At 66.0% G+C, this 25,465-nt stretch carries 25 protein-coding genes; 10 read left to right on the top strand and 15 right to left on the bottom strand.

The window, feature by feature from the left end:
• A partial coding sequence (locus AC5RT3_RS13285; protein WP_494124380.1) for a phage holin family protein occupies nt 1–265 on the bottom strand: 265 nt, incomplete at its 3' end.
• Complete coding sequence (locus tag AC5RT3_RS13280) at nt 262–1,122, bottom strand: hypothetical protein (protein ID WP_494124379.1); 861 nt, start codon at nt 1,120–1,122, stop codon at nt 262–264. The genes AC5RT3_RS13285 and AC5RT3_RS13280, both read right to left, overlap by 4 nt.
• Nucleotides 1,123–1,381: 259 nt before the next feature.
• Here AC5RT3_RS13280 and AC5RT3_RS13275 point away from each other — a divergent pair, with 259 nt between their 5' ends.
• Nucleotides 1,382–1,996, top strand: coding sequence for a MarR family winged helix-turn-helix transcriptional regulator (locus tag AC5RT3_RS13275; protein ID WP_494124378.1), 615 nt, complete (start codon nt 1,382–1,384; stop codon nt 1,994–1,996).
• Between the two features lie 52 nt (nt 1,997–2,048).
• Here AC5RT3_RS13275 and AC5RT3_RS13270 read toward each other — a convergent pair whose 3' ends face one another.
• From AC5RT3_RS13270 to AC5RT3_RS13220, 11 genes are all read right to left on the bottom strand, one after another.
• Nucleotides 2,049–3,197, bottom strand: coding sequence for a baeRF2 domain-containing protein (locus AC5RT3_RS13270; protein ID WP_494124377.1), 1,149 nt, complete (start codon nt 3,195–3,197; stop codon nt 2,049–2,051).
• Nucleotides 3,194–3,412 (bottom strand): hypothetical protein, encoded by a 219-nt coding sequence (locus AC5RT3_RS13265; RefSeq protein WP_494124376.1) that lies wholly within the window; start codon nt 3,410–3,412, stop codon nt 3,194–3,196. The genes AC5RT3_RS13270 and AC5RT3_RS13265 overlap by 4 nt, the downstream gene beginning before the upstream one ends.
• Nucleotides 3,413–3,517: 105 nt before the next feature.
• On the bottom strand, nt 3,518–3,853 hold the full coding sequence (locus AC5RT3_RS13260) for a hypothetical protein (RefSeq protein WP_494124375.1): 336 nt from the start codon (nt 3,851–3,853) through the stop codon (nt 3,518–3,520).
• A 47-nt stretch (nt 3,854–3,900) separates the two neighbouring features.
• Nucleotides 3,901–5,157: a D-arabinono-1,4-lactone oxidase gene (locus AC5RT3_RS13255; RefSeq protein WP_494124374.1), complete on the bottom strand. Its 1,257-nt coding sequence runs from the start codon at nt 5,155–5,157 to the stop codon at nt 3,901–3,903.
• Nucleotides 5,158–5,210: 53 nt separating this feature from the next.
• A complete protein-coding gene (locus AC5RT3_RS13250; RefSeq protein WP_494124373.1) occupies nt 5,211–5,441 on the bottom strand; it encodes a pentapeptide repeat-containing protein in 231 nt (76 codons plus the stop codon).
• A 159-nt stretch (nt 5,442–5,600) separates the two neighbouring features.
• Nucleotides 5,601–7,361 (bottom strand): amidase, encoded by a 1,761-nt coding sequence (locus AC5RT3_RS13245; protein WP_494124372.1) that lies wholly within the window; start codon nt 7,359–7,361, stop codon nt 5,601–5,603.
• Nucleotides 7,358–8,440: an agmatine deiminase family protein gene (locus AC5RT3_RS13240; protein WP_494124371.1), complete on the bottom strand. Its 1,083-nt coding sequence runs from the start codon at nt 8,438–8,440 to the stop codon at nt 7,358–7,360. Before AC5RT3_RS13240 ends, AC5RT3_RS13245 begins: the two co-directional genes overlap by 4 nt.
• Nucleotides 8,441–8,485: 45 nt before the next feature.
• Nucleotides 8,486–10,192: an amidohydrolase gene (locus AC5RT3_RS13235; RefSeq protein ID WP_494124370.1), complete on the bottom strand. Its 1,707-nt coding sequence runs from the start codon at nt 10,190–10,192 to the stop codon at nt 8,486–8,488.
• Nucleotides 10,192–11,418 (bottom strand): MFS transporter, encoded by a 1,227-nt coding sequence (locus AC5RT3_RS13230; protein ID WP_494124369.1) that lies wholly within the window; start codon nt 11,416–11,418, stop codon nt 10,192–10,194. The genes AC5RT3_RS13235 and AC5RT3_RS13230 overlap by 1 nt, the downstream gene beginning before the upstream one ends.
• 105 nt (nt 11,419–11,523) lie before the next feature.
• Nucleotides 11,524–12,147: a TetR/AcrR family transcriptional regulator gene (locus AC5RT3_RS13225; RefSeq protein WP_494124368.1), complete on the bottom strand. Its 624-nt coding sequence runs from the start codon at nt 12,145–12,147 to the stop codon at nt 11,524–11,526.
• A gap of 28 nt (nt 12,148–12,175) precedes the next feature.
• Entirely contained in the window at nt 12,176–12,889 is a 714-nt protein-coding gene (locus AC5RT3_RS13220; protein WP_494124367.1) for an alpha/beta fold hydrolase, read from the bottom strand.
• Between the two features lie 111 nt (nt 12,890–13,000).
• Between AC5RT3_RS13220 and AC5RT3_RS13215 the strand changes: the two genes are divergently transcribed.
• Together AC5RT3_RS13215 and AC5RT3_RS13210 are read left to right on the top strand one after the other, a co-directional pair.
• Complete coding sequence (locus AC5RT3_RS13215; RefSeq protein WP_494011349.1) at nt 13,001–14,575, top strand: sodium-dependent transporter; 1,575 nt, start codon at nt 13,001–13,003, stop codon at nt 14,573–14,575.
• On the top strand, nt 14,572–14,709 hold the full coding sequence (locus tag AC5RT3_RS13210) for a methionine/alanine import family NSS transporter small subunit (protein ID WP_082978922.1): 138 nt from the start codon (nt 14,572–14,574) through the stop codon (nt 14,707–14,709). The genes AC5RT3_RS13215 and AC5RT3_RS13210 overlap by 4 nt, the downstream gene beginning before the upstream one ends.
• 54 nt (nt 14,710–14,763) lie before the next feature.
• Here AC5RT3_RS13210 and AC5RT3_RS13205 read toward each other — a convergent pair whose 3' ends face one another.
• The gene (locus AC5RT3_RS13205) at nt 14,764–16,221 is read right to left on the bottom strand and encodes an arabinan endo-1,5-alpha-L-arabinosidase (RefSeq protein WP_494011348.1); all 1,458 of its coding nucleotides are present in this window, start codon (nt 16,219–16,221) and stop codon (nt 14,764–14,766) included.
• Nucleotides 16,222–16,519: 298 nt separating this feature from the next.
• On the opposite strand from AC5RT3_RS13205, the gene AC5RT3_RS13200 reads away from it, so the two are divergent.
• From AC5RT3_RS13200 to AC5RT3_RS13170, 7 genes are all read left to right on the top strand, one after another.
• The gene (locus AC5RT3_RS13200; protein WP_494052679.1) at nt 16,520–17,851 is read left to right on the top strand and encodes an ABC transporter substrate-binding protein; all 1,332 of its coding nucleotides are present in this window, start codon (nt 16,520–16,522) and stop codon (nt 17,849–17,851) included.
• 17 nt (nt 17,852–17,868) lie between these two features.
• Nucleotides 17,869–18,777 carry a carbohydrate ABC transporter permease gene (locus AC5RT3_RS13195; RefSeq protein WP_494011346.1) on the top strand — a complete coding sequence of 303 codons (909 nt, stop codon included), beginning with the start codon at nt 17,869–17,871 and terminating at the stop codon, nt 18,775–18,777.
• A gap of 11 nt (nt 18,778–18,788) precedes the next feature.
• Complete coding sequence (locus tag AC5RT3_RS13190) at nt 18,789–19,742, top strand: carbohydrate ABC transporter permease (protein WP_494011345.1); 954 nt, start codon at nt 18,789–18,791, stop codon at nt 19,740–19,742.
• Between the two features lie 3 nt (nt 19,743–19,745).
• The gene (locus AC5RT3_RS13185) at nt 19,746–21,104 is read left to right on the top strand and encodes an arabinan endo-1,5-alpha-L-arabinosidase (RefSeq protein ID WP_494124366.1); all 1,359 of its coding nucleotides are present in this window, start codon (nt 19,746–19,748) and stop codon (nt 21,102–21,104) included.
• Nucleotides 21,097–21,738: a YesL family protein gene (locus AC5RT3_RS13180; protein ID WP_494011343.1), complete on the top strand. Its 642-nt coding sequence runs from the start codon at nt 21,097–21,099 to the stop codon at nt 21,736–21,738. The genes AC5RT3_RS13185 and AC5RT3_RS13180 overlap by 8 nt, the downstream gene beginning before the upstream one ends.
• A gap of 121 nt (nt 21,739–21,859) precedes the next feature.
• Complete coding sequence (arfA, locus tag AC5RT3_RS13175; RefSeq protein WP_494011422.1) at nt 21,860–23,365, top strand: arabinosylfuranosidase ArfA; 1,506 nt, start codon at nt 21,860–21,862, stop codon at nt 23,363–23,365.
• Between the two features lies 1 nt (nt 23,366).
• Nucleotides 23,367–24,410 carry an arabinan endo-1,5-alpha-L-arabinosidase gene (locus tag AC5RT3_RS13170; RefSeq protein WP_494011421.1) on the top strand — a complete coding sequence of 348 codons (1,044 nt, stop codon included), beginning with the start codon at nt 23,367–23,369 and terminating at the stop codon, nt 24,408–24,410.
• 2 nt (nt 24,411–24,412) lie between these two features.
• Here AC5RT3_RS13170 and AC5RT3_RS13165 read toward each other — a convergent pair whose 3' ends face one another.
• On the bottom strand, nt 24,413–25,441 hold the full coding sequence (locus AC5RT3_RS13165) for a LacI family DNA-binding transcriptional regulator (RefSeq protein ID WP_494011342.1): 1,029 nt from the start codon (nt 25,439–25,441) through the stop codon (nt 24,413–24,415).
• Nucleotides 25,442–25,465: the final 24 nt, after the last annotated feature.

The raw sequence follows: 25,465 nt of genomic DNA, 5'->3' as shown, positions 1-25,465 counted from the left end.
GCATCAGGGCGCCGAGGGCGAACATCAGGGCCAGGGACAGGAAGAGAAGGACGAAGTGTCCGGCCACGCCGGCGCCGGCGAGCATCCCGCCGCCCTTCCCGGCGCGGGTGGCTGACTGCTTGGCTTCGGCCTTGGCCAACTCCACTTCCTGGCGCATCAGCGTGGACAGGTCCCGGGTCACATCGCCCAGGAGCTCGCCAAGGGAGGCGTTATCGGCCTTTTGATGCGCCGCACTCGGCGGCGGCTCAGGAATCTGGCTACTCACAGCTGCCGTCCTTCCGTTGACCGGTAGGTGCCGTCGGCAGCACGGTAGCTGCCGTCCTCATCCCGGTAAGGGTCATCCTCGAAGCGGAGCGGAGTGTCCTCTGTGGTACCCGCCGGCAGGGTGGAGGTGGATACCGGCGCCCCGCTGCCCACGGTCGGTTCCGTAAAGAGATCATCGGTGCCCGCGGCGTAGACCGTCTCCTGGCGGAGCCGAGCTACGGGCGGGGTGCCGGAGTACTGCCCGGAAAGGCCGGCGCTGGGGCGTGTTGTCGACGAGGTTTCCGGGGCGCCTGCGGTCAGGCCACGGGTGAGGCGGCCGGCCAGGACGCCGGCACCGGCTGCCAGCAGCAGGAAGGTTCCGGGGCGGTTCCGGGCAAAGCGCTGGACTTCGGTCAGAAGGTCCCCCGGTTCCTTGTTCTCGAGCCAGGTGGCCATGGAGGAGGTGCGTTCAGCGGCCTGCCGGATGAGGTCGCTGGCCATGCCCTGCTGGTCCGGGGCGTCAGCCATGCTCTGCAGCTGGCCGGAGATGGTGCGGATCCCCTCGGCCGCCTTCTGCTGCTGCGTGCCGGCCTGGCTGCTCAGGCCTGACTTGGCCTGGTGCAGCAGGTCCTGCGCGCTGTTCTTCGCCTCGGCAGCCACATTGGCAGCCTCACTCTTGGCCGTCTGGGCCACGCCCTGGGCTGCCGCTGCTGCGTCGCCTGCAACGTGTGAAGCCTCCTCCTTGGCCGCTTGGGTCTTGGAGGTGCCGGAGGCGTCCGCGGCAGTAGTGGTGAAGCTGGCGTCAGCTCCTGTGGCCGGTGTGGCGTATGGATCGGCCGGCGTGGTCTTCGGGGTCTGGGGCCATTGGTTCTCTGTCATCGGGCTCTCTTTCTCAAGGGTCAGCTGGCGATCAAGAACCAGCAGTGCTGGCGATTAGTAAGCATGGTTACTAACTAGATACTAAGCACACTTTGCTTTTGATGCGCAAGGGGCATTGGTTGCCACTTCTGATTTTCCGAAGCCGGCACATGGGAGGATAGTAAGCCTACTTGCGAATATGATGCTAAGCATGCTTATTGTAGGAGCGTAGAGAAGCAGGCTCACCCGCCCATTGCCACCTACAGGAAGGCCACGGCCGATGACGAGCAACCTTGATCCCGACGCCCGGAACAGCTACCGCCTCATTACGTTGGCGGCGCGCCTGGTCCAGCGGCGGCAGGATGATGCGCTGGCTCATCTGGGCTTAACCCGGGCGGCTGTCATTGCGCTGGAAGGGCTGGCCGCGGGTCCCCTGAACCAGGAGCAACTGGCCGAGGCTATCCGAGTGCAAAGCCAGACTCTTGGCCGGATCCTTGCCCGGCTGGAAGCAACGGGCCACATCACCAGGAAGCGGCAGGCAACGGACCGCAGGCAACTTAAAGTGGAACTTACCGAAGCCGGCTTCGCGGCCTTGGAAGCTGCCCGGCACGCCGAGATCAATGCCTACCCGGATGACCCCAGCATTGGCTGGAAAGTGCTGCAGGACGAGTTGACCAAATTCGTCACTGCCCTGCCTGCAAGCCGGCACCCGGAAGTAGTCCCCTTCGTGGCACCCGACCACCGGACGCGCAGGCCGCACACGTCCAGGCCGGGGGGCCGGCGGGGTCCTGACCAACCGCTGCCGTCGGAAGCGGGCCAGCCAATGGAGCCGCACCAGCAGCAAAGTCCGGACCAGCAGCATGGACATGCCGCCGGTCCGGAGGAAAAGGCCTAGCGCTGGTTGCCGTCCTCTTCCTAAGGCTGCCCGCTATGCTGGTTCAGCCCGGCTACCCGGTGGGTACGCCGGTGGGTACGGCCGGTCCAGTGGACCAGCGAAGCAGTGCGGCAACGTCCACGCCGTCCGGCAGGACGGGGCCGGGGACCAGCAGGACCCGTGCATCCGTGAATGCGGCTGCCCTCAGCAGCGCCGCAGGTGCGGGAACCTTCCCCAGCACTCCAGCAGCCAGGGACTCCTCTTCGGCAGTGGCCACCCAGGGTTCGGCATCAAGTGCCAGCAGGGTCCGCTCCGACAATGCGGCGTCATCCAGGATCAGGACATCCACCTGGGCCTGCTGCAGGGCATGGACCACAGCCCCGATGCCGGTGGCCGACTCCGGATTTGCCTGGCCTTCCTGCGTGGCCAGCCGGTCCATAACCTCCTGCTGCTCGGCAGCCCAGAGTTCCGCGACGCGCTGGTTCACCTGATCGGTGAGTTGCTGTTCATCGGCCCCTGCCGTGTGCGTGTGGGAGTCGACCATCGAAACCAAGGCCTGCGTGGATTTCGAGAGCTGGTCCTGTACCAGTCCGCGGGCCCGGATGTCGCCTGCCAGGACCACCAGCCTGGCCCCGCTGTCACCGACGATCCTGTCGATCTCGCCGGCAACCTCGTCCGCGTTGCGGCGCCAGACGTCCTCCGTGTGGTGCTGGAACCGGAGATGGGCCCAGCCCCCGCCCTGGAACTTGCTCACATGCTCTGTCTCGCCCTGCACTTCCTGGGTGCTGGCAGGAGCGCCAGAACCGGCGTGGTACAACCTGATCTCCCCGTGTTCGCGGCTTACTTCCGCAACCACGTAAGGGAACTCTTCGGGCCGGTGTTTTACCAGCGGCAGCAGATCGGGAACCGGGTCCACGGAGATCCGTTTCGGTAGGACCAGCTCGCCGGGGAGGACCTCGTTAACCGCCGCCTTGCCCTGGTTGACCAGGACAAACCGTGCCACCGGGGCCGGAACGCCGGCCGCAGGCGTCACGGCCTGTTCAATGGCGTCCAGACCCTGCGCCGCGGCTCCTTCAGACTGCAGCCGGGTCCGCAGATTGCCGGGCAGGACGTCCCCGGCTTCCAGGGTGTCCACCGTTCCAGTTCCCGCGTTGACGTAGGCGGTGCACCATGGCCCGGGCAGCCGGTACAGGTCAGCGTAACGCTTGAGGCTTCCCGTCACTGTTCTCCCTCCTCATCATCATCGAGGGGGTCCGGTGCTGCGACGGGGTTCAGTGCCTCCTGGACCTCGGAAGGATCCGTGCTGTCCGGAAACGGCTCGGTCTCGCGGAATTCTTCCGCGTGGGCCGGCTGGTTCCCCCGGACGGCCCCTTGGGTCTCGTGTTGCATCTGGTCATCCAGATTGGAACCGTGTTTGGCGTTGCCTCGTTCGGCCATGACGATCTCCTTCGCGCGTGATTAGTATCACAGGCTTACTAGTTCGTCATTTCACGGTAGCACCGCCATGCGGGCGACTGAAGGGGGATCCAGCGGGCAATTCGCCTAAGCCGGGCAGGCGTCCTTCAGTGCCCGGACTGACTCTTCCGGCACCTGGTCGCCGGCCTGCGCAATCTCGCCCAGCGGCGTCGTAATTTCCGCGGAAACACCTGCCGTACGGGCTGCGGAGACCAGTCCGGCCAGGACCTGCTTGTCCTCCACGCTCACCAGTCCGTCCTGGACCACGGCACAGATCTGCCGGTTCACTTCGTCCGCGGCCGCCGTGGCAACCTTGGACGCGGCGTCACTGGCGGCATTGGTGGCGGCCTCCTCCACGGCGCCGCAGCCGGCAAGCAGCAGCATCAGGGGGACGGCGGACAGGGCGGCAAGGCGGCGTTTCATTCTTCCAGCCTAGCCGCTGCTCCACCGCCGTCCCGGGCCGGGGCGTGTCAGCGCGAACTGACCGCCGGCACACCGAGGACGCTGTCCAGCAGCCCGTTCCGGAACTTGCCGTCCGGGTCATGTGCTGCTGCCAGCGAGCGGAATCCGGCAAATCGGGGGTACAGCTGCTCCCAGTCGTGGCCGCCAGGTGAGAACAACTTGCCCCAGTGCGGCCGGGCCCCGAAGGGACGGAGCCGGTCCTCAAGTTCGGGAAGCAGGGCTTCCACCTCCGGCTGCAAGGGCTTCCAAGTGAAGTGCAAGGCGACGCTCTGCTGGCGGTAGAACGGGCTGAGCCAGAAATCGTCGGCCGCACCGGTGCGGATCTCCGAGACAAACAACAAAGGTGCCAGCTTGTCCGCCAGCCCCCGCAGCGCGTCGATGGCGGCGGGTGCGTGTTCCAGCGGAAGGATGAATTCGCTTTGCAGTTCCTCGCCCTTGCTGGGCGTGAACTCGTGGCGGAAGTGCGGCAACCGGTCAAGCCACGGACCGGCCTCGTCCAGCTGCTGTGTGCAGTTCTCTGCGGACATGTCCGGCAGCGGGTGCCGGGGCCGGGTGGCCGCCGTCGCGCCGAAGAGGTCGGCCAGGGGCGGTTCGTCATCGAGTGCCTTAAGCCAGACCTGGCTGATGGCATCGCCGGCGTAGTTGGTGAAGAGGCTTACGCTGTAGGCGCTGGACACCAGGGCGGCGAAGTTTTCCAGAGCCCGGTCCCACGGCAGGTCCTCGAATACCCGCTGGCGCATCCGGAAGCTGGGCTGGACGGACAGCTCCAGGCCCGTGACGACGCCGAATGCCCCCAGTCCCACCACGGCGGCCAGGAACTCGTCGCCGTCCGCGCGGGACAGGGTGGCCACGTCACCGCCGGGCCGGACCAGCTCGATGGCCTGGACGGCGCCCGCCAGGGACTGGTTGCCAACGCCGGACCCGTGCGTGCCGGTCTGCACCGCGCCTGCCACCGATATGTGGGGCAAGGAAGCAAGATTATGGATGGCCATGCCCTGCCCTTCCAGGGTGCGGCACAGCTCGCCATAACTGATGCCGCCGCTGACCCGGACTGTGCCTTTCGCGGAATCGGGCTCGATCTGCCGGGGCAGGGCATCCAGCACAACGTGCACGCCGTCCGTGTCGCCCACCCGGTTGAAGGAGTGCCGGGACCCCAGCGCCTTCACCCGGGGCGAGCGGGCAACAACCTCGGCCAGTTCGGCCACGGACCCGGGCCGCTGCACCTCGCGGGATGAGTAGTGGAGGTTTCCTGCCCAGTTCTTCATAAAGTCGGCTTTCGGTCGGCGGGGATGGCTCCCTCCACTGTCAGCGCTAACAATCATGGTGTCAAGGCGAACAGCAGTCCGACCTGCCCGTGATTAAGACCCAGCCTGAGGCTTCCAATGCTCCGGATGGGCCAACGCCCGCGGCAGCCGCGTGGCCGAGGTTCCCCGGTTGCGCTGACCTGCGCCTGCGTGAGGAACAGTGCCCCGGCGAGGTTGGCGCCGTCCAGCCTCGCATGGCGCAGGTCCGCCCCGCACAGCTGGCGGTTGCGCAGACCGGCGCCCACCAGGTCCGCACGGCATGCAGGCTGCCGGCATCACCGCGCCGCAAGGTTGGGGCACGGCGAGGCCGGCGGTTTGCGATGGCAAAGTCCACCGAGCGGGTAAAGCCGAATGCTGTGCAGCACAGCGCGAAGCAGTGTGAGCAGTGAGGCCGCAGCTGGTCCTCAGGCGTCCGTGGCAGGGGTGCGCGGCGGCGGGACGCGGCGGCTTCCGGTGGCCTCGAAGGCTGCGGCCAGGTGCAGCAGTGCCGAATCGCTGTACGCCTTGCCGGCGAAGGTGAGGCCAACCGGCATTGCAATGTCCGGGGCCAGCCCCATGGGCACCGTGACCGTGGGAATGCCAAGGTGCCGGGGGACCAGGTTCCCGTTGGCCACCCAGACGCCGTTGCGCCAGGCGAGGTCAGCCGAGGCTTCGTTGACGTCGGCATCCGCCGGGCCGATGTCCGCGGCTGCAGGGAAAACGACGGCGTCCAGGCCAAGCCCATCCATCCACTCCTCCAGGTCCACCCGCCGCGTTTCCTCCAGCCCCCTCAACCCTTCCTCGAGGTGCGGAATGTCCACGAGGGAGGGAACCCCATGCTTACGGATCCAGGCGGGGTAGTCGCTGATGTCGTCGTCGAACCCGTCGTACCGGTCCGGCAGGGAACCGTCCGGAGCGGGGAAGATGGCGGCACCGTCGACGTCGGCCAGCCGGTTGAGGTGCGGGTCCCCGTTGGCGTCGAGGAAGTCGTTCCATGACCAGGCGGAGAGGTCCACGATCTCGCGGCGCAGGTACTCCGGCGGTACCAGGCCGCGGGTGGCGATGGTGGGCGCGCCGGGACGGTCGCCCTCATAGTTGGACACCACCGGGAAGTCGACTTCGACGACGTGGGCGCCCGCGGCTTCGAGATCCCGCCGCGCGGCATTCCACAGCTCGATGAAGGACTGCCGTGTTTCGATGCGCTGGCCGGTGGGGCCACCGATCCCGCCGTCCGGTGCTGTTCCGGCCTCCGGGTCCGCGTTGATGTACATCCGCGGGATCCCCAGCCGCTTGCCGGCGAGCACACCTCTGGCGGCGGCACTGTCCCGTACCGCGAGGTCCAGGTAGGAGGCCGGGCGGATCTCGGAGGCCTTGGGAATCGGCACCCACTGCTGGACCCGCCAGAAGTCGCCCCGGGTTTCCGCGTCGTCTGCCACCACGGCGTCCAGGACCTCGAGCAGGTCATTCATGGTCCGGGTGTGCGGCACCACTACGTCCATGGTGGGGACCAGCGGCCAGTTGCCCCGGACGGAGATTACACCGCGGGAGGGGGTGTAGGCGCAGAGGGCGTTGTTCGACGCCGGCGCCCGGCCTGATGACCAGGTTTCCTCCGCAAGCCCGAAGGCGGCGAAGCTGGCGGCCGTGGCCGTGCCGGAACCGTTGGAGGACCCGGAGGCAAAGGCGGCGGTGAGGTAGTCCGCGTTGTAGGGGCTTTCGGCGCGGCCGTATACGCCGCGCTGCATACCTCCGTTCGCCATCGGCGGCATGTTGGTCAGCCCGATCAGGACGGCACCCCCTGAGCGCAGCCGCTCGATGGTGAAGGCGTCCTTCTGCGCCACCAGGTCCTTGAAGGCGGCGGATCCGGCGGCAACAGTGAGGCCCCGCGCCTGGTAGCTGTCCTTCGCGGTGTAGGGGATACCGTCCAGGGGGCCCAGGGTGGCGTTCCGGGCGCGGCGTTCGTCGGATGCCCTAGCGTCGGTGAGGGCGTCCGGGTTCATCACCACCAGCGCATTCAGATGTATACCGGAGGGGTCATACTTCTCGATCCGCGCCAAATACAGCCGCACCAGCTCCTCGCTGGTGACCTCTCCCGCCTCAAGCGCCGCACGGAGATCGCTGATGGAGGCCTCGACGACGTCGAAGCGGCCCTTGGTGCCCGGCGTGCCGGCTGTTTCGGCGAGCCTCATGCCGCACCTCCCCGCGTGGCCGGCTGCTGCTGGGTGATGCAGTGGATGCCGCCGCCGAAGGCGAAGATGTCGCGTGCGTCCACCAGTTCCACGGTGCGGCCGGGATAGGCCCGCTCCAGGATGCCGGCGGCGATGGCGTCATTGGGGTCGTTGAAGGCGCACAATACCACCACGTTGTTTGCCACGTAGTGGTTGATGTAGGACCAGTCCACGAAGCCTTCATCGTCCTTCAGCGTGGTGGGGGCAGGGACGTCGATGATCCGCAAGGGCCGGCCCTGTGCGTCCAGCTGGCCCGTGAGGGCTGCCTTCAGCTGCAGGTAGACAGCGTGGTCCGGGTGGGAGGGGTCATCCTGGCGGTGCAGCAGGATGGTGCCCGGGCCGGCGAAGGCGGCCACGATGTCCACGTGCCCGCGGGTGCCGAACTCGTCGTAGTCGCGGGTGAGCCCGCGCGGCAGCCAGATGGCCTTGGTGGTGCCCAGCGCGGCGTGGACCTCGGCTTCCACCGATTCCCTGGTGGCTCCCGGGTTGCGGCCAGGATCCAGCTGGACGGTCTCGGTCAACAGCACGGTCCCGTCACCGTCCACATGGAATCCCCCACCCTCGTTGACCAAGGCGCTGGACCTGACGGGAACGGAACTTTCAGCCGCGATGATGCGGGCAACGTCCTGGTCCTTGTCCCACGCGGCCCACTCCTGCGCGCCCCACCCGTTGAAGATCCAGTCCACGGCAGCCAGCGAGCCGTCCTGCTGGTGCACGAAGGTGGGCCCGCTGTCCCGGAGCCAGGCGTCATCGAGGGGGACTTCGAGCACCGCGATGCCGTCGCCGAGCCATTCCCGGGCTGCGGTGGCATCACGGGGATCGGCCACCACAGTAACGGGTTCGTAGCGGGCGATGGTCTGGGCCACCTTCGTCCAGGCGGCGCGGGCGCGGTCCAGGGTTGCACTTCCTACTTCGCCGAAAGTGTCGTTCGGCGGCGGGAAGGCCATCCAAGTGCCCTGGTGGGCGTCCCATTCAGCGGGCATGGAGGTTGCCGGTGCGGGTTTCGCTGCGACTGCGGTGGGGGCGGGAGCGGGTTTCATCGGTATTCCTGGGTCTTTCGGTCTGGCTTGTGGAGGGAAAACGTCTTAGGCGGGCTGGCCCACGCGGGCACTGGTTACGGCGGGACGGCCGGCCGGGGAGGCTTCGGCGTCGTATGCCACCTTGCCGCCTACTACGGTGAGCCGGCTGGAGTTGGTGAGCAGTTCGGCGGCGTCTGCCTGCAGCGGGTTGGTGTCCAGGACGGTGAAGTCCGCCAGGTAGCCGGCGGCGATCCTGCCCTGGCGGTCCTCGGCGCGGCAGGAGTAGGCGGCGTCCCGGGTGGCGTGGCAGAACGCATCAGCAAGTTCCAGGGCGTAGTGGGGCAGGTTTGCTTCCAGCGCGGGGTCAAGGGCGGAGCGGCGGGTGGCGGCAACGTACATGTTGGGCAGCGGCTGGTGCGGTGCCGTCGGCGCGTCGGTGCTCAGTGCAAGCGTGGCGCCGGCCTCCGTGAACTCGGTCCAGGGGAAGGCCCGCTCGCAGCGGTGGTCGCCCAGCATGCTGCGCCAGTTGTCCTGGATGGCAGGGTCGGCGTGGACGGGCTGCATGGAAGCCACGACGCCGAGGGCGGCCAGCCGCTTTACGTTCGCCTCGGTGACCGTTTCCAGGTGTTCGATGCGGTGGCGGCGGTCCCGCGGACCGTTGCGGCGGTACGCCTCTTCCAGCGCATCCAGGGCGATGTCCGACGCTTCGTCGCCGATGGCGTGCAGGGCGATCTGCAGCCCCGCAGCATCCGCCGCAACCACGACCGGGGTCAGGGATGCGCGGTCCCAGACAGGCTCGGCGCTGCTGCCGTCGGCGTACGGCTCCTTCATGGCGGCGGTGCAGCTGTCGATGACCCCGTCCACCATCAGCTTGATGCCGCAGATCTGCAGCCAGTCATCGTGCAGTTCGGCCGCCAGCCATGCCGCCTTGGCCACCTGTGCCAGATTGTCGGACGCCGCTTCGTGGCGGGCCACCAGGAGGTGTCCCTTGACCCGAATGGGCAGCGTGCCGTTCCGGCGTTGCATGGCGCGGCGGAAAGCGGCAAGGTCGTCGTCCTGCACGGCCATGTCCACGGCACTGGTCACGCCAACGGCCAGGTAGTTGGCGAAGGCCTCCTCCAACTGGGCGTCGCGGTCCTGGTCCGTGGCATGCGCCGCAAGGGCGGGCCAGATTATTTGCTGTACTGCCGTTTCATACAGCACCCCGTCAGCCTCACCCGTCTCAGGGTCCCGGCCGATGCGTCCGCCGATGGGGTCCGGGGTGTCTCCGTCGATGCCCAGTTCAGCCAGGGCAGCGCTGTTGACCCAGACGGAGTGCAGGTCATTGGCGTCCAGGTAAACGGGGCGGTCCGGGACCGCTGCGTCCAGCAGCTGGCGGGTAGGGGCCTGCCCGTCGAGGGCGCTGTGGAGCCAGCCCGCGCCGAGGATCCGCGGTGCATTGCTGGCCGCGGCAGAATCCCGGAGGCGCTGCTGCAGGTCGGCGAGGCTGGCGGCGTCCCGCAGCTGGACCTTCTGCAGGGCCTGGCCCGTCATCAGCAGGTGGGTGTGCGCGTCGACGAAGCCGGGCAGGACAAAGCGGTCTTCAAGGTCCACTTCCACAGCGCCTTTCCCTGCCGCGCTGCGGGCACCGGCTTCGTCTCCCACGTGGATGAACTGTGATCCTTCCACCACGAAGGCTTCCGCGGGAGTGCCATCGGCCGTGAACACGGCGGCGTTGGTATAGAGCGTGCGTGCAGGCAAGGGACTGCTTTCCTTCAGGTCGGGGAGGGACATTAGACGATGACCGCCTTGTTGATGTTGGTCGAAGGGTTGCCGGCCGCCTCCCGGTCCATCCGGACGGACAGGCGGGAGATCAGGACCAGCGGAACCGCCAGGACCAGGGTCATGCCCGCCAAGACGTAGCCGAGGACGTCATACCCTGCCGAAGCCGAGACGAACGTTCCGAAAAACGGGGCGAACGAGGAGCCGATCAGGTAGACGCCGAGCACCGGGGCGGACCAGCGCCCGGATGCGTCCAAAGCGGCCGCGGTGGCCACAATGTAGATGAAGGCCAGCATGTAGATGGTGTTCCAGGCGATGATCACGGCCATGTACAGGCTCGGATCGGTGACGGTTCCGGACAGCATCTTCAATGCTGCCCCCGCTACCAGCGCCACGGCCAGCGGCGCTGTCCTGCCGAGCCGGCGCCCGGCGAGCCCGATCAGGCCCGAGGCGAGGAGCCCTCCGAGGGTGGAGAGGCTGAGGACCAGGCCCATGCCGGTTTCGTCGAGCTGCGCCTGGTCGGCTCCCATGGTGGCGGCCACAGCCCAGAGGGAGTCCTCACTGAGGGCCCACAGGGCGAAACAGGCCAGCAGGCCGACTCCGGCGAGGGTTGTGGATCGGGAGCCCTTGCCCGGCGCGGCGGCTTCCCGTGGTCCGTCTGTGCTACCGGCAGGGTTGCCCGGCAGCCAGGCCGTGGTGAACAGGGCGGCCAGGGCAAGGCCCGCGAGCAGGCCGAACGCGCTGCCCATGCCGGCGCCCACGGCCGGGATGACGAAAAGAATCACGGAAACGATCACGCGGTTGGCGAAGCCGCTGAGGCCCGAGGCGCGGTCCGGGTTGCGAAGGGCGCCCAGTGCGGCGCCGCCTGCCGAGACGGCCCCGCCCGCGCCGAGCCCGCCGAGCAAAATACCGGCGACGACGACGGGAACGGACGGGATGAAGGCCGCGGCTGCGAAGCCTGCCGCAGCAAGCCCCAGGCCGGCGCGTGCCACCAGGTATCTTCCGTTTCCCGCTGCCAGCCTGGACGTCAGCAGGCATGCCACGGCACAGGCGAGCAGCGAGCCCGTCATCAGGGTGCCGGCTTCGGTGTCCGAAAAGCCGAGGTCGCCGGTCAGGGCGACGATCATGACGGGAACCAGGTTGGCGGTCATGAAGCCGACAACGCTGATGCCGAAGACGGAAATTGCCCGGCGCGGCGTCAGGGGTACGCGCCCTGTGGTGGGGTCGTCCTGGGACATGGACTTCTCCTTGCTGGGGTGGAGTGAATGCCGTCACAAAATGAATGGCCTTCATTTATTATGAAGATGCACCCCGCCCAGCACAAGTGTTTTAGTGAAAGCCTTTCAGAAACTTATCTTTGTGACCTGTCTTATCCCGGCCACGATGGTCTCCAATCCGAAAGCGAAGGCGGCGTCGGAGCGCTCCGCAGGGGAACCCAGTCCGGCGATGGCTGCCGTCAGCGCAGGAAATTCCCCGGGCGGGGGAGACCAGACGACGTCGGGGGCAGTCAGTTCCAGTGCCGAGCCAAGGACCAGGTAGTCCACGGTGGTGATGGCCGGGACGATGACCGAAGGGTCAAGGCCTGCCCTGCCCAGGACGATCGCCATATCCTCGTAGATCCGCATCACGCCCAGGTCCTGAACGGTCTGGGTTACCAGGAGCGGCACCAGGCGCGGGTGGTCCACCAGGCAGTCACGGTATTCGTGGGCCAGCGTCCGGAGTGCCTCGTCCCAGGGCAGGCTTGCAGGATCAAAGTGCCTCCGCCCGGCGAACTCCGAGAAGACGAGCCCGCGCATCAGCTCAATAATGTGCTCGCGGTTGTCGATGTGGTTGTAGAGGGAGGCCTGGCTGACGCCAAGTTCCCTGGCCACTTTCGGAAAACTGAAATCTCCGGTGGCATCAACCAGGGACAGGGCGGCGCGGATGATGCCATCCACGGACAGCAGCGGTGATCGCGGGCGCGGCATGGGAACTCCTAAGCACAGGGCGGTCCGTTCAATGTAGCTGGCCGTTCCGGTCCACGGCGGCAAGGATGGCCCCTGCCAGTTCCGCCGGCCTGGTGAACTGCGGCCAGTGGCCTGTGGGCAGGTCCACGTATTCCACGTCCCGGATCCGGGCAAGCTCTGCCACGAATGGATGGCCTGCCTCGATCCATTCGCGCAGCATGGCAGAGGGAAATTCGCAGGCGATGACTGTGGCGGGGACGTCGTAGCGCCGCTCGTCGTGCAGGTGCTGCGGATCGTAAGCCACGCCCCTGGGCTGCGGAATGGCCCCTGCGCGGAACTTCCGGCGAAGGCCGTCGTCGAGGTCCACCAGGTCCGCGTCTTCGAATCCTTCCCAGGGCGGAAGCAGAACGTCCTCGCCGTCTGCCGGCAGTTCATCGTTGATCACGCCGCCCTCACCAAGGGGGCCGCTGTCCACGTAGACGGCCCGCGCAATCCTGTCCGGGCGGGCATCAACCACCCCGTGGATGATGGCCCCGCCGCCGGAGTGGCCCACCAGCACCACCTTTCCCTCGGTGGCGTCCACTTCCGACACCACGGCGTCGATGTGCTGGCGCAGGCCAATCCCGGCACGGTTGGCATCCACAGACTCCAGGCCGGGGAGGGTGAGGGGATGAGTGCGGTGTCCCGCAGCCTCGAGCGCCGGCGTCACCTCCTCCCAGGAGGAAGCGTCCAACCAGAAACCGGGAACCAGGATGATGTCCATGACGGAACCCTACTCTCCGGGGGCGACAAAAAGGCCCCGGCCAGGCCTCCCCGGGTGCGCAAACAGCAGAGGGGGCTTTTGCAGGCGGAAGGGCAGCAGTAAAGTCCGGACATGACTGCTTCCTCCCCAGCGCAGCCCGCCAGTCCGGCCAAGCGCGAAACATTCTCGTCCCGCCGGCTCTTCATCCTCTCCGCCATCGGCTCGGCGGTGGGGCTGGGCAACATCTGGCGCTTTCCCTACATCGCCTACGACAACGGCGGCGGTGCGTTCCTCATCCCGTACCTGGTGGCCTTGCTCACGGCCGGCATCCCGCTGCTGTTCCTCGACTATGCCGTGGGCCATAAGTTCCGCGGCTCGGCGCCGTTGGCCTACCGGCGGCTGCACCGTGTCGCAGAGCCGCTCGGCTGGTGGCAGGTGCTGGTCTGCTTCGTGATTGCTGCCTACTACGCAGTGATCATCGCCTGGTCACTGATGTACACGGTTTTTTCCTTCACAGAGGCGTGGGGTGACGACGCCGAGGGCTTCTTTTTCGGGAACTTCCTTAGCGTCGCCGAGGCTCCCGGCCTGGGCTTCGAGTACGTGCCGTCCGTGTTCTTCCCGCTGCTTTTGATCTGGGCCGCCGTCATCTTCATCATGGTGGCCGGGATACGGAAGGGCATCTCCCGCGCCAACGCCGTCCTGCTGCCGCTGCTGATGGTGATGTTCCTCCTCCTGGTGGTCCAGTCGCTCTTCCTTCCGGGAGCGGCTGAAGGCCTAAACGCCTTCTTCACCCCTAATTGGGCGGCGCTCGCGGATCCTGGCGTCTGGGCGGCAGCCTACGGGCACATCTTCTTCTCCCTTTCCGTGGGGTACGGCATCATGGTCACCTATGCCTCCTACCTGAAGCGCCGGACGGACCTGACGGGCTCCGGCATGGTGGTGGCCTTCTCCAACTCGGGCTTCGAGATCCTGGCCGGAATCGGTGTCTTTGCCGCCCTGGGCTTCATGGCCCAAGCAGCGGGTACTGCGGTGGACGAAGTGGTGACGCAGGGCATCGGGCTGGCGTTTGTCGCGTTCCCCACCATCGTGTCCCAGGCCCCGTTCGGAGCTCTCATGGGCGTTCTGTTCTTCGGGTCGCTGGTTTTCGCGGGCATAACGTCCCTGATCTCGGTTCTGGAAGTCATTGTGGCGGCGGTCCAGGACAAGCTCGGCTGGGGCCGGGTCCAGGCGTCGCTGGTGGTCAGCGGTCTGGTGGCGGCGGTCTCGCTGGGACTTTTCCCCACGGCCACCGGCCTCTACCTGCTGGACACCTCTGATGCATTCGTCAACAGCTTCGGCATCACGCTCGGGGCCCTGGTCACTGTCGTGGTGCTCGCGTGGTTCCTGCGCAAACTGCCTCTGCTGTCCGCGCACCTGAACAGGATCTCCACCGTCAAGATGCGGCGCACGTGGATGATCCTGGTGGCCGGCGTCGTTCCATTGGCGCTGATCTACATGGTGTCGAACGAGTTCATCAGCAAGATCACCGCCACCTATGAGGGTTACCCGGAATGGTTTGTGGGCATCTTTGGCTGGGGAATGGCCGGGGCCTTGGTGGTGCTGGCACTGGCACTGACATTCATCCCTTGGAGCCACCGGTCCAAGGCCCACCACGACCCCGAATACGACGCCGTGGTGGCCGAAGAGGAAAAGGAGAAGGCACTGTGACGCCGATAGCCATCACTATGATGATCATCGCTATCCTCACCGTCTGGGGCGGCCTGGCCCTGGCCCTGCTGAACCTGAAACGGCACCCGGAGGACGAGGGCGCGCTGCCTGAGGAGCACGCCCCGGAGCTCTGATGGAACAAGGTTACGGGGGAGTGCAGCACCGTTGAATGGCGCTGCACTCCGCCTTCACCTGCCGGGAGGAGCGGGGAAGCCGACGGCGTCAGTGGCAGCCTTGCCGTGGGCGTTCTGGAACACTGCCCGGACCAGAAGGCCGGCATGGTCATTTGCGTTAAAGGAAACTTCGAGCACCGAGCGGTAGGTGCCTTCGTCCGTGCGCTTCGTCACGGGCTGGTGGTCCGCTGGGCGCCAGCTTGCGCCGCCGTCGTTCGACAATTCCCATACTGCTACCGGACCCGGCGTGCCGCCCGCGGTGGCTGTGATAGTGGCGGCACTGCCTGCTGCGGTGGCCTTTGGCTGCTTCAGGATCGACGGCGTTTCCACGCTCTGGTTGAACACCGGCCAGCCGTCAGCCCAGTCAATTTTCTGGATGCCGAGGGTGGGGAAGTACGGAAGGTCCCCGTTGGAACCGTCGTAGTAGTGGAAGGCCAGGTAGTCGCCAAAGACGGATTGACCACCCGGGCCGGTGATCGCGCCGTGCGAATCAAGCACCACGGATCCGCCACCGCCGAACATGTCGCGCCCTTGTTTGTCCAGGTACGGCCCCTTGACAGAGGTGGAACGGCCCACGGCCACCTTGTACGTCGAATCAGCGCCGCGGCAGCAGGCGTCAAACGAGACAAAGAGGTAGTAGTGGTCCCCGTGCTTGGTGATGTACGGCGCCTCGATAGGGTTCCCGGGCATGAACCGGTCCGCAATATTCACAGTCTTGGACTCCCATCCGGCAACCGGCTTTCCGCTCGGCCACTCAATGGGGAGCAGGAAGATGCCGTACCAGAACGAGCCGATGGCCATGTAAGGGGTTCCGTCGGCGTCCTCGATGATGCCGGCGTCGATGGCGTTGAAGGTCTTGGCGGGATTGCTCGGGTCGAGGCCGGTGGCAGGTGAGGAGACCACCAATCCCTGGTCAACCCATTCATAGTCAGGATCGCTTGGGTCAAGGGTGGTGTTGGTGGCAACGGCCGTCAGTGACTTGTTGCCGCCGAATCGTGACGCCGAGTAGTAAAGGTAGTAGGTGCCGTTGTGTTCGGTGATTTCCGGTGCCCAGAGGTTGCCGGGCAGTTCGCCGTCGGAGAAGTGCTCGTCGATCCACGCCGGGATGCGGTCCCAAACCGTTCCGGTGTACTCCCAAGTTGTCCCGTGGTCGCGGGAACTCCACATCTGAATGGTGCCGCCGTTCTCCCGGTTCACCAGGCCGGTGGAATAGACATACCAGGTGCCGTCGTCGGCAATAATCAGCGCCGGATCATGAATGGGCGAGGTCTGTCCCACCACCGTTTTCCCGCCGGGGGGATCGAAAGGGAGCTTCTGCTGGCCCGGGGGCTTTTCGGACTGGCTGACCTGGCTTTGGGCAGCCGGGGTAAGGGCGGGGCCGGGGGCGGCCGCCGTGGGGAGGGCTGCTGCCAGGGCAAGGGTTGCAGCGGCTGCCAATCCTGCGGCGCGCAGCACCCAGGGACGTGACTTCATCACGTGGTCCTTCCGGGAGAGAGGGCTGGTCGGCAGCAGGGATGCGCGGCACCGGGGTCTCTTGCAACGTTGTAAGAAAAATATGGCATGGATCACGTTGCCCGTCAACGACGGCGGAGGCTGGCCCGAAAACAAATCCCCCGCCTCCTCTTGACGGCGCAGGAAACGCTGTGTGAAGGTTCTTACAACGTTGCAAGAAATCGCCCCGGATGCCGGTCCGCCACCGCGGACAGTGGGGCTTTCCGTACCACCCCACCAATACACTTGTGTGCTCCACTCAACCCGGAAGGACTGCGTGATGATGAAGTCACGTCCCATGGCCGCGACCCTGGCGCTCTTTACCGCCGCCGGCCTGATGCTTGGCGGTTGTTCCGCCCCCTCCGCCGAGGACAGCGGCGAAAAGAAACTCACGTTCATGTTCCGGGGAGGTGAGGACGAGAAAAAGGCCTACGAGAAGGCGGTCTCCCAGTTTGAAGCGGACAACGGGGTGGACGTGGAAATCATTGTCACCACCGCAGACCAGTACGCCACCAAGCTGAAGGCAGCTATTGCCGGCAAACAGGTTCCGGATGTCTTCTACATCGGCCCCGGCGACGTCCAGGCCTATGTGCAGAACGGCATCGTCAAAGACATCACTGAGTACGTTGAGGGTTCGGACACCATCGACCTGGACAACATCTGGGAATACGGCGTGGACAGCTACCGGTATGACGGCAAGCGCGTCGGCGAGGGTGCCATCTACGCCCTGCCCAAGGATGTGGGCCCGTTCTCCTTCGGCTACAACAAGACCATGCTGGAAAAGGCAGGAATCCCGCTGCCGGACAAAGACAAGCCATACACGTTCGACGAGTTCGTGGCCGCCGCCAAAAAGCTCACCCAGGACACCAACGGCGACGGCACCCTTGACCAGTGGGGCACCGGCCTGAACGTCCAGTGGAACCTGCAGCCCTTCGTCTGGTCCAACGGCGGCGACTGGCTCAACGAAGACCGGACAAAGGTGACGGTGGATACGCCCGAGTTTGCCGAATCCCTGCAGTGGTTCGCGGACCTGCAGAACGTCCACGCCGTTACGCCGTCCGTGGCTGAGGCGCAGACCTTGGATACCTACCAGCGCTGGATGAAGGGTGAAATCGGGTTCTTCCCCATCGCCCCCTGGGACCTGTCCACTTACCAGAAGCTGGGCTTCGAATGGGATGTCATTCCGTACCCGGCCGGTGACAGCGGGGAAACCGCCAGCTGGATCGGCACCCTGGGCATCGCCGTCTCCGAAAGCACCAAGCACCCGGAGGACGCAGTCAAGCTCGTGGAGTACTTGACAGCCAACAAAGAGGCCCAGCAGAGCCTGGTGGATGCCGGCATCCAGATCCCCAACCTCAAGGACATGGCCGAGGCCTGGGCTGCGGACACCAGCACCAAGCCGGCCAACAAGGAAGAGTTCCTGCAGATCGTGAAGGACTACGGCCGCGCCCTGCCCGGCGGCAATACTTTCAACGCCGAGTGGTACGACGAACTGTTCACCAACATCCAGCCCGTCCTGGACGGCAAGCAGACTGCCGCCGACTACCTGAAGGAAGCGCAGCCCAGGATGCAGGAATTCCTGGACGCCGCCAACCAGCAGGCCGGAAACTAGCGGGAGGGATCACCGGTATGACAACAACCATCACGCGCCCGCGCCGCTCGCGGCTCCACCGGAAGGAACACCAGGCGGCCCTCGCTTTTGTTGCCATACCGGTGATCGGTTTCCTCCTCTTTACGCTCTTCCCACTTCTTTTCTCGGTGTATGCCTCCTTCACCAACTGGAACGGCATCTCGGCACCGGTCTTCAAGGGTCTGGACAACTACACCAAGATGTTCGGTGACCGCTACTTCCTTCAGTCGCTGTGGAACACCTTCTACATGATGATCGGGATTCCCATCGGGCTGGCCATCTCGCTGGGCCTGGCGCTGGCGATGAACCGGAAGATGCGCGGAACCACCTTCTTCCGCACCGTCTACTACCTCCCGGTGATCTCCTCGATCGCCGCCGTCGCGATTCTTTGGCAGTGGGCCTTCAACGGCGACTTCGGTCTGATCAACCAGGGCCTGGCACTGGTGGGGATTGACGGCCCCAACTGGCTCCAGGACACAAACACCGTAAAGCCGGCCCTCATCATCATGGCCATCTGGAAGGGCCTGGGATATTCCATGCTGCTCTACCTTGCCGCCCTCCAGTCAGTGCCCCGGTACCTCTACGAGGCAGCGGCCCTGGACGGCGCATCGGCCTGGCAGCAGTTCCGCCACATCACCATCCCCATGGTCCGGCCGGTCACGTTCTTCCTGATCGTCACCAGCATCATCGGCGGCTCCCAGATCTTCGTGGAAATCAACATCATGACTCCCACGGGCGGCCCCGAGTTCCAGTCCGCTTCCATTGTTTGGTACATCTGGCAGAAGGCCTTCGACAACCTCCAGATGGGGTACGCCTCCGCCATGTCCGTGGTCCTGGGGCTGCTGGTTTTCGCCATCACCTTCATCCAGTTCCGGCTCAACCGCCGCAACCAGTTCTCCATCGATTGAGGCAGGCAGCCATGTCCGCACAGAACGTCATCACCACCCCTCCGCTGGAACCCACGCAGGAACTTCCGGGCGCCGGCGGGGGCGCGGGCTCTACCGCGTCCCGCACCAAAAGCGGCCGGCCGCGCTCCACAAGGGAAACGCTCCGCCTCGGCAACGTCATCACCACACTGATCCTGAGCGTGGGCGCGATCGTCATGATTGCCCCGCTGGCGTGGACCTTCTCCACCTCCCTCAAGACGAAGGACGGGGTGTTTGCGCTTCCGCCGCAATGGATTCCGGACCCCTTCGTCTGGGAAAACTACGCCCGCATCTGGACTGCCGGCCCGCTCCTCAGCGGCATCCAGAACAGCCTGATTGTGGCCTGCTCGGTGACCATCGTGGGTTCATTGACGTCCGCGCTCGCAGCCTTTGCCTTTGCGAAGATGCGGATGCCCTTCAAGAACGTCCTGTTCCTGGGGCTCCTGTCCGGCCTCATGATCCCGTTCCCCACCCTGATGATTCCGCAGTTCACCATCTTCGCCAGCATCGGCTGGGTAGACACACTCCTGCCGCTGATCGTGCCGGGACTCTTCGGGAACATCATCATGATTTTCTTCCTGCGCCAATTCCTGAACAGCATCCCCGATTCCATCGTGGAGGCGGCCCGCATTGACGGGGCCTCCTACCTGCAGATCTTCTGGACCCTCATCATGCCGGCCATCCGGCCGGCCCTGGCCGCGCAGTTCATCCTCTGGTTCATGGCCATGTGGAACGACTATCTGGCGCCCATCATCTACCTGAATTCGCCCGGCACCCAGACGCTGCAGCTGGTGATCGCGAATTTCAATGCCCAGTACGCCATCCAGACGGACTACCCGTTGATCATGGCGGCGTCCTTCGTGGCGCTCCTTCCGGTGCTGATCGTCTTTGTGGTCTTCCAGCGCCAGATCATCGAGTCCATTGCGCTTTCCGGATCCAAGGGCTGAGCCGTGGCTACCGACACTGATCTTTCCCGGGAACTGCTTCCGCTTCCCGCGGGTGCCGCCTCGCCGTCTGCGTCATGGGGCTCACGTCACGCCCACGACCCTACGGTGGTGCGGGACGACGACGGCACCTACTTCATGTTCTCCACCGACGCCATTGCCAATTCGCAAGACATTCCCGCAGGGGTACATATCAGGACCTCCACCGACCTGGTGGAGTGGACCTACGCTGGTACTGCCTTAGGCGGCGTCCCGAAACCCGCCGCAGCCTGGTCCGGCGCGCAGGGGCTGTGGGCGCCTGACGTGGTCCGCTGGCCCGGCGGCGGATGGCACATGTACTACTCGGCGTCGACCTTTGGCTCCAACACCTCCGCCATAGGCCTTGCTGTTGCTTCGTCACCGGCCGGCCCCTGGGAGGACCGCGGTCTTGTGGCGGCCACCCGCTCCGGCGAACATTCCCAGAACGCCATAGATGCGGCGGTCACCTTCGATGCCGACGCAAAGCCATGGCTCACGTACGGGTCCTTCTTCTCGGGCATCTATACCCTGCCGCTGGACGCCGAAACGGGCCTGGCCCTGGTGGAGGGGGACCTCGGAACGGTCATCGCCCGCCGCCCCAAGTCGGTGGAGGGTGCCGTGGAGGGTGCCTTTGTCCTGTACCGCCCGGAGGAAGATGCGTACGTCCTCTTTTGCTCCTACGACTCCCTGTTCAGCACCTACAACATCCGGGTGGCCCTGGCGGACTCCATCACCGGCCCCTACTGCGACTTCCTGGGCAACCCGATGACCGACCTGGATTCCGCGCCTGCCTCAGTGGGCACCAAGGTCCTGGGCAGCTACCAGTTCGACGGCGGCACGGGCTGGCTCGCGCCGGGCCACAACTCAGTCCTGACCCAGGAGGGGCCGGACGGGCGGGCCGAGCATTTCGCGGTCCACCACGTCCGCTTCGCGGCTGATCCCAGCCAGCATGTGGTCCAGCTGCGCCGGATCCTTTTCACCGCATCCGGCTGGCCTGTCGTCTCGCCCCAGCCCTTCGCAGGGGGAGAGCGTGAGGCGCTGTCCGCGTCCGTTCCGGTGCAGGGAACCTGGCAGGTCCTCCGCTTCGCCCCGGAGACATCAGACCTCGTCCCGGCGGTGGCCCTGGGCGTCGAGTGCATTGACGCCGCCGGCGCAGTTTCCGATGGTGCCCCCGCACGGATGAGGCTTCGCGTTGCTGCTCCTGGCGGGTCCGATGGTGCCGTTGAACTTGATGCCGTGGTTTTCGCTTCATGGGACTGGTCCCGCAACCGCCCGGCCCTGTCCTTCAGCGGCCTGGACCAAGACGGGGTGGTTTGGAGCGGAACCCGGGAGTCAACGCATGAATGAGCTGCCGCTGGGGTGGGCCGGCCGCGTGATGGGCTGGCTCCGCTTCTGCACGGCTCTGGTCCTGGTCAACGTGCTCTTCGTGGCCGGGACCCTGGCCGGACTCCTGGTCCTGGGCTTGTTCCCTGCAGCCGTGGCCGCCAGCACGGTCCTGGCCAGGCTGCGGGACGGTTCTGCCGGGGGCCACCTGGCACGCGACTTCGTCACCGCCTACCGGTACCAGTTCCGGCACGCCAACCTGGTGGGAGGCGCCTTCTGGATCACCGGCGTCGTACTGGTCCTCAACTTCTGGACCCTGCTGGGTCCGGCAGGGACCACGATGCCCCACGTGGTGCGGGCAGTCCTGCTGGTACTGTCCGCCGTGGCTGCCGCCGTGACCGTTGCTGCAGCCGCCACCGCGGTGTCCATCTGCACCCGTTACCGGGACACCGTCAGCAAGACATGGCGGGCGGCGTTCATGCTGCCGGTCATCTCGCCCGTCATGAGCCTTTCCCTGCTGGCCACCCTGGCAGCGGCCAGCGTCATCTTTTCCGGAATGACGGTGCTGGTGCCCCTGGTCGGCGCGTCGCTTCCCCTGCTCCTGTCCGGATGGCTTGTGGGCCGCAGGCTCGGCGGACTGGAACCCGCAAGCCCATAAGCCAGCCTGCTCCCCAAGCATTCTTTCCATCTTGTCCTTCGCTAGTTATACAACGTTATAAAGAATAGGAACCCCCGTGACCATCACCTCCGCCGCTGCTGAACAGACCGACCTGGCTGTCGTGGCACCAACTGTCATCACCGTGAACCGGGACGCCGTGGTGGCCCCCGTCAACCGCCGGATCTTCGGCTCCTTCGTGGAGCACCTTGGCCGCTGCGTCTACGACGGAATCTACGAGCCCGGACACCCCACGGCCAATGAGGACGGCTTCCGCCTGGACGTCATTGAACTGGTGAAGGAACTCGGCTCCAGCACCATCCGCTACCCCGGCGGCAACTTCGTCTCGGGCTACCGCTGGGAGGATGGCGTGGGCCCCCGTGACCAGCGCCCCGTCCGGCGGGACCTTGCCTGGCACTCACTTGAATCCAACCAGGTGGGCCTGGACGAGTTTGCCCGCTGGTGCAAGCTCACCGGCTCGGAACTCATGATGGCCGTCAACCTGGGCACCCGGGGCATCGAGGCCGCCCTGGACCTGCTGGAGTACACCAACCACCCGTCCGGCACGGCACTCAGCGAGCAGCGCATCGCCAACGGCGCCAAGGACCCCTACAACATCCGCATGTGGTGCCTGGGCAACGAGATGGACGGGCCCTGGCAGATCGGGCACATGTCCGCCGAGGACTACGGGAAGCTGGCCGCCCGTACCGCGTCGGCCATGAAGACGGCGGACAAGAACCTGGAGCTGGTGGTCTGCGGCTCCTCCGGGTCCTCCATGCCCACGTTCGGCGAGTGGGAGCGCGTGGTTCTGGAGCACAGCTACAACTACGTGGACTACATCTCCTGCCATGCCTACTACCAGGAGCGCAACGGCGACCTGGGCTCCTACCTGGCGTCCTCGCTGGACATGCAGTATTTCATTGAGACAGTGGTGGCCACGGCCGACCACGTCAAGCACAAGCTCAAGAGCAAGAAGACCATCCAGCTGTCCTTTGACGAATGGAACATCTGGTACCTGGACGAGCACCAGGCTTCTGACGAGGTCAATGAAGAATGGACGCACGCGCCGCGCCAGCTGGAGGATACCTACTCCGTTGCCGACGCCGTGGTGTTCGGCAACCTGCTGATGACGCTCCTGAAAAACCACGACAGGGTTGCCGCAGCCTCCCTCGCCCAGCTGGTCAACGTGATCGCGCCCATCATGACCGAGCCCGGCGGTGACACCTGGCGCCAGACCACGTTCTTCCCGTTCTCCGTCACGTCCCGGCTTGCCAAGGGCGAGGTGCTCCGTCCCCGCATTGAGGCCGGAACCTACACGACGGCGGTGTACGGCGAGGCCCCGCTGGTGGACTCCGTGGCAACCAACGACGCCGCCACCGGAGAGTCTGCCCTCTTCCTGGTCAACCGCAGCCAGACCGAGTCCATCGACGTGACCATCAACGTCGCCGAACTCAACGCCACGGTGGTCACTGAGGCAGTCACCCTGCACGATGAGGACGTCTACGCCAAGAACACCCTCCAGGACCAGGACCGCGTTGGCCTGAAGCAGCTCGACGGCGTTGTCCTGGACGAGGGAACGCTCACGGTGACGCTTCCTCCCGTGTCCTGGTCCGCCGTCGCGCTTGGCTGACGTGCCGTTCCACGCCAAACGCGCCGCTGCCCGCCGCCCGCCCAGGACATGGCCCGGGGCCTGGCTGGCAGCGGCGCTCGCCGCCGTCGTCCTTCTCCTCGCCGGATGTGCGGCACCCGGCACGGCGACCGAGGCGAAGCCCGCCGGGCTCACGGGCGATTTCTTCACCCACGATCCTGCGCTGGTCAAGGGGGAGGAGGGGGAGCCGTGGTTCATTTACTCCACCGGCAACGGGCAGGTGGCGGACGGCAACATCCAGGTGAGGCGGTCCGCGGACGGCGTGGACTGGGAGTATGCCGGTGAAGTGTGGCAGGAAAAGCCTGCATGGCTTACCGAGGCGGTGCCGGGGGTGGACAACCTGTGGGCGCCGGAACTCTACGAGCATGACGGGATCTGGTACCTCTACTACTCCGCCTCGACGTTCGGCAGGAACCTTTCTGTCATCGCCCTGGCCACCAACACCACGCTGGATCCCGCGGACCCCGACTATGAGTGGGTGGACCGGGGCCAGGTGATCTCGTCCAAGGGGGAGCATTTCAATGCGATCGACCCGGGCATTGCCGAGGACCAGGACGGCACGCCCTGGCTGTCCTTCGGCTCCTTCTGGACGGGGCTGCAGCTGGTGGAGCTTGAGTGGCCGGGCGGCCTGCGGGCAGGGACGGAAGAACCGGTGGCCATCGCGGACCGGAAGGCCCCGCCCAACGCGATCGAAGCGCCCTACATCCTGCCGCATGACGGCGCCTACTACCTCTTCTTCTCCCGCGACTTCTGCTGCAAGGGGCTGGAGAGCACGTACAACATCGCCGTGGGGAGGTCGGACAACATCACCGGCCCCTACGTGGATGCGGACGGCAAGGACCTGCTCGACGGCGGCGGCACGCCTTTGCTGGCATCCGAGGCCGGGCGCGTGGGGCCAGGCGGGCAGTCCGTTTCCGGGAACGTCCTCGCCTTCCACTACTACGCAGAGGAACTGGACGGCGCCTTCCGGCTGGGGCTTGCCGAGCTGGAGTGGAAGGACCGCTGGCCAACGGTGCGGTGGGAGTAGGCCTACGCGGGGATGGCCTGTGCGCGTCCCACAGTTGACTCCCGCGGCACCACCTGGAATGCCGTCTCGACCTCTCGGGGCGGCATTCCGGCAGGGTCCTTGATGCGGTCCATCAGCATCCGGATGGCAGTCTCCGCAATCTCCGTGCGGCCCGGGTCCACGGTGCTAAGGGTGGGAAGGGAGTACCGGGTTTCATCGAGGTCATCGAAGCCGATCACCGCCACATCGTCCGGCACGCGGAACCCGGCCTCCTGAAGCACCCGCACGGCGCCTTGGGCGAGCGTGTCATTCAACCCGAAGACAGCATCGAACCCGGCCCCGCGGTCAAGGAGGTCGTGCATGGCGGCGGCGCCGTTGGACCGGTGCCAGTCCACGACGTAGGCCACGATGCCGTCGTCGTACGGAATGCCCCTCGCCTCAAGGGCCTCGCGGTAACCCCGCAGGCGGAGGCCGGCGGAACCGATGACCTCACCCTCGTGGGCGCCCACCACGGCGATCCGCTTCCTGCCCAGGTCCAGCAGGTGCTCGGTGGCGGCGCGGGCCGCCGTCACGTTCTGCATGGTGACGTGGTCGGAAGCGCTGCCGAAGATCCGCTCTCCAAGGAGCACTATGGGCACCTCGGCCTTGATCAGGTCCGCGTCCTCCTGCCCGAGCGCCAGAGGGCTGAAGATCAGGCCGTCGGACATCTTCAGCCGTGGGCTGGCCATGACCTCAAGCTCCCGGTCGCGGTCCGCGCCGGTCTGCTCGACCAGCACCACCAGCCCGCACTTGGCCGCCGCCTCGATCACGGCGTCGGCCAGCTCGGCGAAGTACGGAAGGCTCAGCTGGGGCAAAGCGAGCGTGATGGCGCCGGTGTGTCCGGAACGAAGGCTGCGGGCCGTGAGGTTGGGCCGGTAGCCCAGTTCACGGATAGCCTGCTGGACCTTGGCCCGGGTGGATTCCCGGACATGCGGGTGGTTGTTGATGACGTTGGACACCGTCTTGAAGGACACGCCCGCAACCCGGGCAACATCGTGGAGCGTGGCCGCCATGGATCCCCCTGCAAAAGGTCTGAG

The organism is Arthrobacter sp. Y3221159 (assembly GCF_059089885.1).
Note: the sequence above shows the minus strand (reverse complement) of the source record. Positions and strands in the feature narration are given on the sequence as shown.

Excerpts from the sequence above, each read along its gene's own strand:
- AC5RT3_RS13280 (WP_494124379.1), bottom strand. The coding sequence starts at position 1,122 with ATGACAGAGAACCAATGGCCCCAGACCCCGAAGACCACGCCGGCCGAT.
- AC5RT3_RS13275 (WP_494124378.1), top strand. The coding sequence starts at position 1,382 with ATGACGAGCAACCTTGATCCCGACGCCCGGAACAGCTACCGCCTCATT.
- AC5RT3_RS13265 (WP_494124376.1), bottom strand. The coding sequence starts at position 3,412 with ATGGCCGAACGAGGCAACGCCAAACACGGTTCCAATCTGGATGACCAG.
- AC5RT3_RS13260 (WP_494124375.1), bottom strand. The coding sequence starts at position 3,853 with ATGAAACGCCGCCTTGCCGCCCTGTCCGCCGTCCCCCTGATGCTGCTG.
- AC5RT3_RS13255 (WP_494124374.1), bottom strand. The coding sequence starts at position 5,157 with ATGAAGAACTGGGCAGGAAACCTCCACTACTCATCCCGCGAGGTGCAG.
- AC5RT3_RS13245 (WP_494124372.1), bottom strand. The coding sequence starts at position 7,361 with ATGAGGCTCGCCGAAACAGCCGGCACGCCGGGCACCAAGGGCCGCTTC.
- AC5RT3_RS13240 (WP_494124371.1), bottom strand. The coding sequence starts at position 8,440 with ATGAAACCCGCTCCCGCCCCCACCGCAGTCGCAGCGAAACCCGCACCG.
- AC5RT3_RS13235 (WP_494124370.1), bottom strand. The coding sequence starts at position 10,192 with ATGTCCCTCCCCGACCTGAAGGAAAGCAGTCCCTTGCCTGCACGCACG.
- AC5RT3_RS13230 (WP_494124369.1), bottom strand. The coding sequence starts at position 11,418 with ATGTCCCAGGACGACCCCACCACAGGGCGCGTACCCCTGACGCCGCGC.
- AC5RT3_RS13225 (WP_494124368.1), bottom strand. The coding sequence starts at position 12,147 with ATGCCGCGCCCGCGATCACCGCTGCTGTCCGTGGATGGCATCATCCGC.
- AC5RT3_RS13220 (WP_494124367.1), bottom strand. The coding sequence starts at position 12,889 with ATGGACATCATCCTGGTTCCCGGTTTCTGGTTGGACGCTTCCTCCTGG.
- AC5RT3_RS13215 (WP_494011349.1), top strand. The coding sequence starts at position 13,001 with ATGACTGCTTCCTCCCCAGCGCAGCCCGCCAGTCCGGCCAAGCGCGAA.
- AC5RT3_RS13205 (WP_494011348.1), bottom strand. The coding sequence starts at position 16,221 with ATGAAGTCACGTCCCTGGGTGCTGCGCGCCGCAGGATTGGCAGCCGCT.
- AC5RT3_RS13200 (WP_494052679.1), top strand. The coding sequence starts at position 16,520 with ATGATGAAGTCACGTCCCATGGCCGCGACCCTGGCGCTCTTTACCGCC.
- AC5RT3_RS13195 (WP_494011346.1), top strand. The coding sequence starts at position 17,869 with ATGACAACAACCATCACGCGCCCGCGCCGCTCGCGGCTCCACCGGAAG.
- AC5RT3_RS13190 (WP_494011345.1), top strand. The coding sequence starts at position 18,789 with ATGTCCGCACAGAACGTCATCACCACCCCTCCGCTGGAACCCACGCAG.
- AC5RT3_RS13180 (WP_494011343.1), top strand. The coding sequence starts at position 21,097 with ATGAATGAGCTGCCGCTGGGGTGGGCCGGCCGCGTGATGGGCTGGCTC.
- AC5RT3_RS13165 (WP_494011342.1), bottom strand. The coding sequence starts at position 25,441 with ATGGCGGCCACGCTCCACGATGTTGCCCGGGTTGCGGGCGTGTCCTTC.